This is a genomic window from Nocardia sp. NBC_00508, from assembly GCF_036346875.1.
Classification (GTDB): domain Bacteria; phylum Actinomycetota; class Actinomycetes; order Mycobacteriales; family Mycobacteriaceae; genus Nocardia.
Genome location: NZ_CP107852.1, coordinates 6681006 through 6694660, shown reverse-complemented (window position 1 = coordinate 6694660; position 13655 = coordinate 6681006). Strand labels below are relative to the sequence as shown.

The 13655-nt window shown below is 70.1% G+C and carries 2 protein-coding genes (1 of these 2 only partly in view); both read left to right on the top strand.

Translation table 11 applies throughout. The features are described 5' to 3' along the window. Positions 1–11814: the 3' portion of a thioester reductase domain-containing protein gene (locus tag OHA40_RS30160; RefSeq protein ID WP_330230224.1), read on the top strand. The gene continues 870 nt to the left of window position 1, outside the view; only the last 11814 of its 12684 coding nucleotides appear in the window; the start codon falls outside the window, past its left edge; its stop codon occupies positions 11812–11814. Further along, the gene (locus OHA40_RS30155) at positions 11811–13655 is read left to right on the top strand and encodes a thioesterase domain-containing protein (RefSeq protein WP_330230223.1); all 1845 of its coding nucleotides are present in this window, start codon (positions 11811–11813) and stop codon (positions 13653–13655) included. The genes OHA40_RS30160 and OHA40_RS30155 overlap by 4 nt, the downstream gene beginning before the upstream one ends.

Below are 13655 nucleotides of genomic sequence, written 5' to 3'. Positions count from 1 at the left end.
GGTCTCGCGCCTGCCGGCCCGACGGCTACGCAGTACGATCCGGCGGCTACCGGCCCGGCGCCCAAGTATGGTCCGTCGGCCACAAGCCCGGCTGCGTCGGCGGACGACCCGCGCGCACTGATCACCGCCGACCTGGCCGCTCTCGTCGCGGCCGAACTGGGCGCCGAAACTTCCGGTATCGCCACCGATGTGGGGTTCTACGAACTCGGCCTGGATTCCGGCCGCCTGCTGCGACTGACCGCCGAACTGGAAGGACGTGTCGGCGAGCCGCTGTATCCGACGCTGCTGTTCGAGTACCAGACGATCGATGCGCTCGCCGGTCACCTCGCCGACACGTTCGGCGGGAACTATCGGCCCGCTGATGCCGTGACGGCAGTCCCGGCAACGACCGTGCCGCACTTCGGCCCGAGTACGGGCGCGGCTGAATCTGCGACGAAACCAACCGAACTCGGGTGGGCGTCGCAAGCAGCCGCCCCGACGACAGAATCAGCCGAACTCGGTTCGGCGTCCCGAGCAGCCGCCCCGACGACAGGGTCAACCGAACTCGGTTCGGCGCCGCAGGCGTACACCCCGGCAGGATCAGCCGAATTCCATCCGACGTCCCGAGCGGCAACTCCGACAGCGGCACCCTCCGCACCAGCGACAACAGTCGGCCTCGCGGCGGCACCCGGACCGACCGGACACCCGGCACCTGGAGACGATCTGGTCATCTTCGGGTTCGACTGGGAACCCGACACCGGCGCCCATCCACGCCGCGAACCGGCCGGCTTGCTCGTCTTCGACACCACCGAGCACCCCTACCGCCACACTGGGGCCGCCTCCGTGGTCCGGGTTCGAACCGGTACCGAGTTCTTCTCCGGTACAGGCGATTTCGTTGTAGATCCGGACGATCCGCAGCACATGGGCCTGCTGGTCGAGCAGCTGACGGCCCGGGGGCTGCGCTTCGACGCCGCGCTCTATCTGTGGTCCGAATCGATCGGCGATGATGACCCGCAGGGATTGATCGAGCGCGTGTACTTGCCGCTGCGCGATCTCGTGCGTGCGACAGCCAGGGTGTCCGATCCGCCGGTTCGGCTGGTGCTCGCTGCCGCGCGTGCGACGCCCGCAGGTGAACTGAGCTGCGCTCTTCTGGGTGGTTTCGCACGCACGGTGCGGCTCGAGCAACCGCAGCCGATCCTGCGCGCCGTGCAGTACGAGCCGGGCGCGGTGCTCGATGACATCGTGGCCGCCGAACTGGGCGTCGAGGAACGCCACCCGGCCACCGAGATCCGCTATCGCGGCGGACGACGCGAGATCCGGCTGCCCCGCCTGCGCACCGACGCCGCGCACGCTTCCGGCGACGCGGTGCTGCGGACGGGATCGGTGGCCGTAGTGACCGGCGGGTTCGGCGGCCTCGCGCGGCATCTGGCGCGCCGGCTCGCCACGGAGTACGCCGCCCGCCTGGTGCTGGTGTCGCGTCGTCCCCTGGACGCGGCGGGTGCCCGTCTGCTCGCCGAACTCACCGAACTCGGCGCCGAAGCGGTGCATGTGCGCGCCGACGTGTCGATCGCCGAGGACGCCGAGCGCGTCGCCGCGATCGCCCACGCCACGTTCGGCCCGGTCGACGTGCTCTATCACGGTGCCGGACAGTTGCGCGACGGCCTGGTGTCCGGCACCGGCCGCGACGAAGCGGAATCGGTGTTGGCGCCGAAAGTGCGCGGTGTGCGGAACCTGACGCGCGCGGTGCCGGAGGCCCGGCTGACGGTGCTGTTCTCCTCGGTCTCGGCGGTGCTCGGCAATCCGGGGCAGGCGGACTACGCGGCGGCCAACCGCTATCTGGACGTCTTCGCCGAACAGTGTGACCAGGCCGGAACCAGGACGGTCAGCGTCAACTGGCCGCTGTGGGCCGAGGGCGGCATGCATCCGCCCGCCGAGCAGATCGCCGCGCTGCGGCGGGCCGGGATCGGACTGCTGCCCACCGCGACCGGACTCGACCTGTTGCTGTCGTGCGCGGCTCTGGATCGCGCGCAACTCGCGGCGGTGTGGGGCGACCCCGAGGTCGTGCGCGCCCGGCTGCGTCCAGCTGTCCCGCAGGAGACCGCTGTTGCCGAGCAGGTGTCCGCGAGCAAGCGCCCTGCCCAGGTGCGGCCGGTCGGCGTGGACGAGCCGATCGCGATCGTCGGTGTCAGCGGACGCTACCCGGACGCCGACGACCTCGACGAGTTCTGGCGCAATCTGCGCGACGGGCACGACGCGGTCGGCTCCGTCCCCGCGGAACGCTGGTGGCTCACCGCCGTCGAAGGCACGCCCGGCGCGCCGCAGATGGCCGGCGGCTTCCTGCACGACGTAGGCGGTTTCGACCCCCAGTTCTTCCGCATTCCTCCCGTGCAGGCGCCGCTGCTGGATCCACAGGAGCGGCTGTTCCTGCAACAGGCGTACGCGGCGCTGGAACATGCGGGCTACCAGCACACCGACCCCGCCGTGCGGGATCGACGCGTCGGCGTGTTCGTCGGCGCCACCTGGAGCGACTACCGGCTGCTCGGGGTGGCGGCCACCCGCGACGCCGACCCGGTCGCGGTGGCCTCGATCCCGTCATCGATCGCCAACCGCACCTCCTACACCCTCGGTCTGCGCGGACCGAGTCTCACCGTGGACACCGCGTGCTCGGCATCGCTGACCGCCCTGCACCTGGCGCGGCGCAGCATACTGGACGGCGAATGCGACGCCGCGATCGTCGGCGGCGTGAATCTGCTGCTGCACGAAGACAAATTCCGGCTGCTGAGCAGCCTGGGCATGATGTCCGACAGCGGCCGATGCAGGCCGTTCGCCGCGAGCGCCGACGGCTACGTCCCGGGCGAGGGCGTCGGCGCGCTGTATCTGAAGCCGCTGTCGGCCGCTCGCGCCGACGGCGACACCATTCACGGACTGATCCTTGGCAGCGCCGTCAACCACGGCGGCCAGACTTCCGGATACAGCGTTCCGCACCCTGGCGCGCAGGCGGAGGTGATCACCGAGGCGTTGCGCGCGGCGGGGATCGATCCGGCGGCGATCGACTACCTCGAGGCGCACGGCACCGGGACACCGCTCGGCGATCCGATCGAAATCGCCGGTTTGGCCGCGGCATTCGGCCGATCCGACAACACCGGCCGCTCCCGCGCGCTCGGCTCGACGAAATCGAACATCGGTCACCTGGAAGCGGCCGCGGGGGTCGCGGGCCTGACCCGCGTGCTGCTGCAGATGCGGCACGGACAGATCGCGCCGACACTGCATGCGGCACAGGTCAATCCGGCCATCGCGTTCAACTCGGTGCCGTTCCATCTACCGCGCGGGCTGGAGGACTGGCCGCGGCGCACAATCGACGGCGTCACGGTGCCGCGTCATGCCGGTATCAGCGCGTTCGGCGCGGGCGGCGCCAATGCCCATGTGGTGCTTGCGGAGTTCATCGATGACCGAGTTCCGTCCACGGCGCAGGCCGCGCCGGAGATCTTCGTATTGTCGGCACGCACACCGGCCCAGCTGCGCCGCTACGCCGAGATCATGACGCGGCATTTCCGCACCCTCGACCCCGCCGATTTCACCGATGCGGTGCGCACTGTGCAGGTGGGCAGGCCCGCGCTCGCGCACCGGCTCGCGGTGGTGGCGTCGTCACCGGTCGCGGTCGCCGACGCGCTCGACCAATTCTTGACCGACCAGCTCGGTCCGGTGGTGACCGGCAGCGTCGACGCGCAGACCCGGCCGCTGTTCGGTCCGGCGGCGAGCGATCAGGATCTGGCCCGCCAGTGGGTCGCGGGCGCAGACATCGACTGGCGCGAGCGCGGCGGCCCGCAGCGGCGAATCCCGTTGCCCGGCTACCCCTTCGATCGCACCGACTACTGGATCATCGCACCGGCACGCTCCGGGTTCGACGCCGCGGTGACGCGGTTCGAGGCGGCGACCCGGCCCGCGGGCGTCATCGAGCCCGGCAAGCCCGAGCTCGGTCGATACGCGGCGTTGCTGCTGTTCGCCACGCTCACCGGGATGGGTCTCACGCCAGGGGAGTGGACCGCCGAGTCGCTGGACGCGGCGCTGGGGGTGCGGCCCGAATTCGCGCGGCTGCGCACCAGTTGTCTGGAGATCCTGCTGCGGCACGGGCTCGTCCGGTCGCAGGATGGCCGAATCGAGGTCCCCGGCCCGCCTCCCGGCACCAGCGGCATGCGCGCCGATCTGCTCGCGCGCTTCCCGGAGACCGAGGCGTATGTGACGTTGCTCGATGCCTGTCTCGCCGCGTATCCGCGCGTGCTGCGCGGGGAGCTGTCCGCCACGGAGGTGCTCTTCCCCGGCGGCGACCTGGAGCTGGTCGGCGCGATCTATCGTGGCAACGCCGCCTACGATTTCACCAACGGCCTGCTCGCGGAGCTGGTCTCGGCCGTCGCGAAGCAGCGCGGCGGTGCGCGTCCGTTGCGGATCGTCGAGATCGGCGCAGGGACAGGCGGTTCCACGCACGCGGTGCTCGCTGCGCTCGCCGACCGCGGGATCGCGTTCGAGTACCACTACACCGACGTGTCGCACAGTTTGGTCGCCCACGGGCGACGCACCTTCGGCACGCACCCGAGCCTGAGTTTCGCCGTGCTGGACATCGAGACCGACCCGGTCGCGCAAGGGTTTCCCGCTGGCGACGCCGACGTCGTGGTGTGCGCCAACGTCCTGCACGCGACGCGCTCGATCGACTCGGTGCTGCGGAACGTGCGGCGACTGCTGACGCCCGGCGGCGTGCTCGCGTTCACCGAGGCGACCACCGATCTGGAGGTGCTCGCACTGACCTTCGGGCTGCTGGACGGCTGGCACGCCTACCGCGATCCCGCGGCGCGAATCGCCCACTCCCCGTTGCTGTCCGAACAACAGTGGCGCGCGGCCCTGAGCGCCGCGGGATTCTCCGGAATCCGAGCGTGGGGTCCCGGCCTGTCCGGTGACCCGGAACCGAGCTTCCGGCTGCTGGCCGCCGTCAGCGCCGCTGCGCCCGCCGATGGCCGGCCCGAACCCGATATCGCCCCGGAACCGGCTCGAGCTGCCGCAATCGGCGCATCCACGCAGGCCACCCATACCCCGGCGCGGGGCGCCCAACGCATCGGCCGGGAATCGCCCGTTGCGGTCCGCGCATCCACGCCGTTCGCCGACGATCCGGCGGTGGGCGCCGAGCGCCTCATCCCGGAATCGGAGCAGACCGTCGCGGCGACCGCGACCGCATCGTCCGCTGTCTCGGCGCTGGAAGCCGAACTCATCGACCTCGTGGCCGACGGACTCGGCGTGGCGCGCACCGAGGTGCGTGCCGAGTTGCCGCTGTCGGAGTACGGCGTCGATTCGATCCTCGCGGTGAAGATCATCGACCGCGTCAACGCCCGCTACGGCCTGGCGCTGCGGCCGACAGTGGTGTTCGACCATCCCTCCATGCGGCTGCTCAGCAGGCGTATGGCCGAAGACGGTGCGAAGGCGACCAGCACACCGACGACTCAACCGACCGACAGTGCCCTCAGCCGAACGTCTTCGGCGTCCCGCCCATCGGCATCAAGCGCCCAGACCGTCGGCGCGCCGAGCGAAAGGTCAGCATCCATGGACATCGCCATCATCGGCATGTCCGGCAAGTTCCCGGGCGCGGCGAATCTCGCCGAGTTCTGGCGCAATCTCGCCGCCGGACACGACTCCGTCACCGAGGTACCGGCTTCGCGCTGGCCGGTCGCCGACTACTTCCGGCCCGGACCGGCGACGCCGGGCAAGACCTACTCCAAGTGGGGCGGGTTCCTCGACGGCGTCGAGCAGTTCGATCCGGCGTTCTTCGACCTGGTGCCGGCCGAGGCCGACTACATGGACCCGCAGCAGCGATTATTCCTCGAACACAGCTGGCTCGCGCTGGAAGACGCCGCCATCGACCCGAAGTCGTTGCGGCGCAAACGGTGCGGCGTGTTCGCCGGGTCGCCGGGATCGGACTACGCGACCCTGCTGCGCAACCGCGGCACGGTCGGATCCCATCACATGTTCACCGGCAACAGCCCCGCTATCCTGCCCGCCCGGGTGGCCTACCAGCTGGATCTCACCGGCCCATGCCTCGGGCTGGACACCGCGTGCTCCTCGGCGCTGGTCGCGCTGCATCAGGCCTGCCGCAGCCTCGCCTCGGGCGAATCCGAGCTCGCGCTCGCCGGTGGCGTCGCGGTGTTCGTGACACCCGAATACCACCTGCTTGCCTCCTCGATGGGCATGCTGTCGCCGCGGGGCCGGTGCGCGAGCTTCGACGCCGACGCCGACGGTTTCGTCATCGCCGAGGGCGCCGGGGTGGTGGTGCTCAAGCCGCTGGTCGCCGCCGAACGCGACGGCGACCCGATCCACGGCGTGATCCGCGGCATCGGCGTGAACCACGACGGCCGCACGAACGGCATCACCGCGCCGAGCATGCGCTCGCAGACCGAACTGGAACTCGCGGTGTACCGCGATGGCGGGATCGATCCCGCCACCATCGGTTATGTCGAAACACACGGCACCGGAACGCGACTGGGCGACCCGATCGAGATCGAGGCGCTCACGGCGGCCTTCCGCCATTACACCGACGAGGTCGGCGCCATCCCGGTGGGCTCGGTGAAATCGAACATCGGGCACGCCTCGCACGCGGCGGGCATGGCGAGCCTGTTCAAGGTACTGCTGGCCATGCGCGCCGGACAGGTGCCGCCCTCGCTGCACGTCGCCGGGGTGAATCCGCTGCTCGGCCTGGACGAATCGCCATTCTTCGTCAACACCGCACTGCGTGAGTGGAGCGGACCACGCCGGGCCGCGATCAGTTCCTTCGGTTTCAGCGGCACCAATGCGCACATGGTGGTCGATGCCGCGCCGATCGCCGACGCCACCCGGCCGCACGTGCCCGGCGGTCCGCAGCTGATCGTGCTCTCCGCACGCAGCGCGACGAGCCTGACCCGGATGGCGCGGACACTGCGCAGGCATCTGGCCGCGAATCCGGACCTGGTGCCCGCGGACATCGCGCGGACGCTGGCGCACGGGCGCAGCGGATTCGAGCACCGGCTCGCGATCGTCGCGGACTCCGTGGACGCGATCGCCGCCCGGCTTGCCGCGTTCGCCGAAGGCGACCGGCCCGCAGGCATTTTCACCGGCGTTACCGACAGCTCGGCGGATCGCAGCGGCGCGGCGGTGCTGGATGATCCGGTGGCGGCGGCACGGCAGTGGGTCGAGGGCGCGCACGTCGAATACGCGGGCTGGGTCGACCCGGCGGCGCGACGTATCCACCTGCCCGGCTACGAGTTCGACCGGGAACGGTGCTGGGTGCCGGACGAGAGCACGGCGCCTTCGCCCACGCAGGCAACCGGCCTGCCGCAAGGGTCTTCCGAGGCGCAGGCGGCCGCACCGCCCCGAACAGTCGCGGCATCCCAGGGGGTCGCAGTATTCGGCACCGCCGACGCGCCGACTGTCCCCACAGCAAGCCGGGATGCAGCCGTCCACGAGAATGTGCCGAACCGAGCAACACTCGCGGCTCTAGTCGTCGCTTCACCTGACGGTGTCATCACGCCACCAGACGCCGAGTCCGCATCGCTCATGCCCGCGACGCCACCCACGGCGCCCGCATCCACCACACCGTTGTGGCGCATAGCGGAGACCTATCTGAAGGGTCTGCTCGCCGAGTACTGTCGACTGGCCCCGGAGCGGATCAGGACCCGTATCCCGTTGCAGGACTATGGCATCGACTCGGTGCTGATCAGCAAGATGAACGACCGGCTGGAAACCGACTTCGGCCCGCTGCCGAGCACCCTGTTCTTCGAGTACCAGACCGTCCGCGACCTCGCGGGCTATCTCGCCGACGAACACGCGCCACGGCTGACCGCGCTCACCTTCGACTCCGCGGCCGCGCCGGCGTTCAACGGCGCGCCGGCCCCGACGCACGTCATGGCCGGCGCAGCGCACGTGGACGCGGCCCACGGCACACCGAACACGGGCCATGCGGTGCCCGCCGATCCGGCAGCCGCGGCGTTGCACAGCGCACCGGCCCCAGCGCAGATGATGGCCGCCGAACCCGCAGGTGGGGGCGCGGCCCGCAGCGCACCGCACCTGACGCGTGTGGTGACCAACGGCCCGGCGGATACTGACGTGTCCCACGGAGAGCCGAGTCCGGCCCGTACGGTGGCAGCCGAGCGCGTGGGACTCGACCCGACGCCCGCTTCGGCGACTGCCTCCGCCCAGCGGCCCGCCGCCGACGATTCCGACGACATCGCCGTCATCGGCATGGCGGGGCGGTTCCCGATGGCGGGCGACATCGAGGAGTTCTGGGCAAACCTGGTCGCGGGAAGGGACTGCATCGTCGAGGTGCCGCAGCAGCGGTGGGACCATCGCGAATACCTTTCCGACGACCCCGACGAGCCGGGCACCACGTATGCGCGCTGGGGCGGATTCCTCGACGACGTCGACAAATTCGACGCCCGCTTCTTCGGCATCACGCCCAAGGACGCCGAGGAGATGGATCCGCAGCAACGCTTGTTCCTCGAAACATCCTGGGCGGCACTGGAAGACGCCGGCTACACGCCGGATCGCGTGCGTGCCAGCGCCGCATCCCGCGGTCTGCTCGATGCCGGAGTGTTCGCCGGTGTGGGCTATGCCGAGTACCAGGCGTTCGTCGGCGTGCCGATCTCCGGCTATTTCGCGGTAGCGAACCGGGTTTCGTACCACCTCGGTTTCAGCGGTCCCAGCCTGGCGGTGGATACGGCATGCTCGGCGTCGCTGACCGCGCTGCACCTGGCATGTGAGAGTCTGCGCCGCGGCGAGTCGGCCTATGCACTGGCCGGCGGCGTCAACGTCTCGATCCACCCCGGGAAGTATCTGTTGCTCGGCTATGGCCGCTGGGCCTCGACCGACGGACGCTGCCGGTCGTTCGGAGCGGGCGGCGACGGCTATGTGCCGGGCGAGGGCGTGGTCACCCTGGTGCTCAAACCGTTGCGGCATGCGCGCGCCGACGGCGACCGCGTCTACGGTGTGATCCGGGGTAGTGCGATCAATCACGGTGGCCGCACCAACGGATTCACGGTGCCCAATCCCGCGGCCCAAGCCGACCTGATCGGCAGGGCGCTGATCACCGCGCGCATCGACGCGAGCGACATCGGCTACGTGGAGGCGCACGGTACCGGCACCGCGCTGGGCGATCCCATCGAGATCGCGGCGCTGAGCAAGGCCTATCGCCGCTCGACCGCCGAACGCGGTTACTGCGGCATCGGTTCGGCGAAATCCAGTGTCGGGCACTTGGAGGCGGCCGCGGGTGCGGCGGGCGTGGTGAAAGCGCTGCTGCAACTGCGACACGACACCATGGCGCCGAACCTGCACAGCGATCCGCCGAACCCGGGTATCGACTTCGCGGCCACACCGTTCCGGATCATCGATAAGCCCACGGCATGGCACCGTTCCGACGATGGGCAGCCACGCATCACCGCCGTCAGCTCGTTCGGGGCAGGTGGCTCGAACGCTCACGTCATCCTCGCCGACGCCGAGCCGATCGCAGCGACTCCCGAGGACGGGCAGCCCAGAATCGTCGTGTTGTCGGCCCGCGACGCCGACCGGCTGACCGAACTGGCCACCCGGGTGGCCCGGCGGCTGCGCGAGCAGCCCTTGTCGCTGCCGGACGTGGCGTGGACGCTGGCCGTCGGCCGGACCGCGTTCCCCCATCGGCTCGCGGTGGTGGCCGCCTCCACCGCGGAACTCACGCAATTGCTCTACAGCGCAACAGCTTCGGACACGCCCGCACCGGCCGAAGGGTTGCTGATCTTCCGCGGAGTGGCAGGCACCCACCGCGAACTCGACGAGCTGCCCGGCGAATCGGACGCCGACCGCGCGGAGGTTCACGCACTGCTGCGCTCCGGAAATCTGCCTCGGGTCGCCGAGCTGTGGGCGAGCGGATGGACCGTGGACTGGGAACAGGGCTACGAGCGGGCGTTCGGCCGGATCGTCAGCCTGCCCGGCTACCCGTTCGCGCGGCGCAGGTACTGGATCGTCCCGGAGGACTACCGTCGACGCAGTCAACCGGCGGTACCGCAGCTGCTCGCGAAGACAGTGGTCGGGCACGATGCCGACCACTCCGATGCCGGGAAACGCAACGGTCACGCCACGAATGGTGCTGCGCCCCACGATGTCCTGCATGCCGATCGGACTGCTGAGGAACCTGTCGAACCGGCGACCGCCACCACACCGAGCACGATCACGGAACCGATCGGGCTCACCCCATCGACCGAGGTCACGGAATCAGCCGGGACCTCCGTGCCGCCTCCGGTCGCCGCCGAGCCACCCGGCGACGGCTTCGACACCGGACTGCGCGATCAGCTCAGCGAAGAGATCCGCGACATCTTCGCCGATCTCACCAAGACCGACCCCGAAGAACTCGACGTCGACGCGGAGTTCGCCGACTTCGGATTCGACTCCGTGGCCACCGTCCGGATGCTCAACCGGCTGATGAAGCACTACGACGTCAAGATTCCGGCGGAATCGACCGAGCTGTATCCGACCATCGCGTCGCTCTCGGAATACCTGGTGTCCGAACGCATCATCACCGCAGGAGCGCAGGCCGACGGCCCACGCGCCACCGAAACCGTGGCCACCGCCGGAACACAGCAGCACATCCCGCCCGTGACCATGGACGCGCCGATCCCGGTGCGATCGGTCTTCATCACCGGCGTGACCGGCGTGCTCGGCGGCAAACTGCTGCACGACCTGCTCGCGAACACCGACGTCCGGGTGACCTGCCTGGTGCGCGGCAAGGCCGTGGACGTGGCCGAACGCAGGATCAAGCACTTCCTCAGCACCTACGATCCGGACGGCACCCTCGACGAGGCCTTCGCGGACCGGGTGACGGCGGTGCTCGGCGACGTCTCCAGCGAACGTCTGGGTCTCGACGAGGTGATGTGGCGACGGCTCGCCGACGACGTGGACCTGACCATCCACGCAGCGGGCCGCACCACGCTGGTCACCTTCTACGACGCGCTGGCCCCGATCAACGTCGAAGGCACCCGGCGCGCGGTGGAATTCGCCCTGCACTCGCGCGGCAAGTACCTGGTGTACGTGTCGAGCTTCAGCGCGCTGGGCGATCGGCTCAACTTCAACAACCCCCCGTTCACCGAACGCGATCTGGAACTGGGGCAGGGCTACGACCATCTGCCCTATCAGCAGACGAAATACGAGTCCGAGAAGCTGATCCGGGCGGCAGGCGAGCGCGGCCTGCTCTGGGACATCGTGCGGCCGGGCAACATCATGGGCGACAGCCGCACCGGCCGGTACCCGTTCTCCGAGGTCAGCGTCAAAGGCGCGTACTACGACATCCTCAAGACGATGATCGAGTCCGGCGAGACGATGCTGACGCCGGTGCACTGGGACATCAGCCCGGTCGACTACGTCAGCGCCGCGATCGTGCACATCGCCCTGCGCCGGGCCACCTACCGGGAGACCTACCACCTCACCAACCCGGATATCCGCCGCTACTACGACGTGGTCGGCTACGTGCAGCGCGCCGGGTACCAGGTGAGCCTGGTCCCGCTGGAGGAATTCCACCGCAGAGCCACCGACCGGCAGATCTACCGGCTCGGCACCGACGAGGTCTACGACAGCCAGACCCTGGAGATGTTCAAGTACGGCATCGAACTGTTCGGCACCATCCACTACGAGGAGAGCTCCTACGCCGACTGCGCGTATACCCGGCGCGTGTTGGGTGCGGCAGGCATCGACTGCCCGCCGACGGAGGACCTGGTGCGGGTCTACCTGGCGCACTGCGCCGAGATCGGTTACATCCCCGCGCCACGCACGGCCGAGTCGACGGTGGAGGCGCTGCGATGACCACGGAACCCTCTTTCGGCATGGGCGCGGTCACGCGTGGTCACGCTCCGCTGGGCATGGCCGCTCATGCCGAGTGCACCATCGTCTTCCCCGGGCAGGGCGCTCAGCGAACCGGGATGGGCGCGGACTTCTGCGCCGAATTCCCGCTCGCGCGAGACACCTTCGCCGAGGCCGGTGCCGCGGTGGGTGCGGATCTGCTGCGGATCTGCGCCGAGCGCGATCCGCGGCTGCACCGCACGGAGTACACCCAGCCGTGCGTGCTGACCATGGAGATCGCCGCCTACCGGGTACTGGTGGCCGAATGCGGTGTGCGGCCGGTCGCCTTCGGTGGGCACAGCCTCGGAGAGTACGCCGCGCTCGTCGCGGCGGGCGTCTTCGACCTCGCCGACGGGGTGCGGCTGGTGCGCACCCGCGGGGCGCTGATGCAGCGCGCGGTGCCGGAGGGCGAGGGGGCGATGGCCGCGCTGATTCTGCCCGACATCGCCGACTCCGAGGTCGCCGAGCTGGTGGCCGCGGCGGGCGCCGAAGTGGCCAACGACAATTCGACCGATCAGCTCGTCATCAGTGGCGCCGCCGATGTCGTCGCCGGCGCCCGCGCGATCCTCGCCGAGCGTCTTCCGGACCTGCGATTCGTCCCGCTGCGGGTGAGCGCGCCGTTCCATTCCCGGTGGATGCGGGGGATCGAGGCCGAGTTCGCCGAGCATCTCGCCGCCTGCGCGCAGCGCACGCGCGCCGACCGCGCCGTGGCGGTGACCTCGAACTACACCGGAGAGTTCCATCGGCCCGAGACGCTCACCGAGAATCTGGTCCGCCAGATCGCCGCTCCGGTGCGCTGGACCGACAATATGCGCGCGCTATTGCGCTCCGGCACCCGCCGTTATGAGATCGGTCCGTCGGCGCCGCTGTCGAAGTTCTTCGCGACCCTGAATGCTCCGGTGACCCGGATCGCGACGGTGGGCGATCTGCGCGCGCTCCCGATCGAGGACACCAGCCCGATTGTCCAAGCGAAACACATTGCGGCGCCTGCTATTTCGGCACCGACGACGCGGACGGCAGCCGAACCGGCGCGAGCCACGCTGCCCTCAGGCGAGACGGGCGTGCTGACCATTCACCGCCGGAGCGCGGGAACGCCGATCCTGCGGTTGTTCTGCTGGCCGTTCGCGGGCGGCAAGGCCGCCGCCTACACGCCGTGGCGTCGCCGGCTGCCCGACTGGGTGGAGCTGTGTGTCATCGAGCTGCCCGCCCGGCAGCGGCATCTGGCGCAGACGCCGATCCGTCGCTTCACCGATCTGGTCGACGCCGCGCTGACCCAGGTCCTGCCGCTGACCGATCTGCCGTTCGCCTTCTTCGGTCACAGCCTCGGCGCGCTGACCGCCTACGAGGTCGCGCGCGGGCTGCCCGCCGGGATCGCGCCGCGGGCGCTGTTCCTCGGCGGGGCGGCGGCGCCGCATCTGCCGCGGCCCGGGCGTCTGTCGGGTCTTCCGGATCACGAATTCATCTCCGCGGTCGGCCATTACGGCGGCATTCCGCCGGAGGTGCGCGACACCCCGGAGGTGATGGCGCTGTTCCTGCCCGCGCTGCGCAGCGACTTCGAGATATTCGACGACTACCGATTCGCGCCCGCCGCCGCGCCGTCGTGCCCGGCCCACCTGTTCGGCGGCCGCGACGACCGCCAGGTGGCAACCACCCAGCTGGAGGCATGGCGCGACGTCCTGCCGGGACTGCGCTCCACCGAGCTGCTGCCCGGCGGTCACTTCTTCCTCGTCGAGCACCGCGCCGCGCTGCTCGACTCCCTCGCGGACAAGCTCACTGCCGTCCGCCCCGACGTGGTACCCGCCTGA

What these genes read in the sequence shown, in the direction of transcription:
- OHA40_RS30155 (WP_330230223.1), top strand. Translation starts at nt 11,811, where the DNA reads ATGACCACGGAACCCTCTTTCGGCATGGGCGCGGTCACGCGTGGTCAC.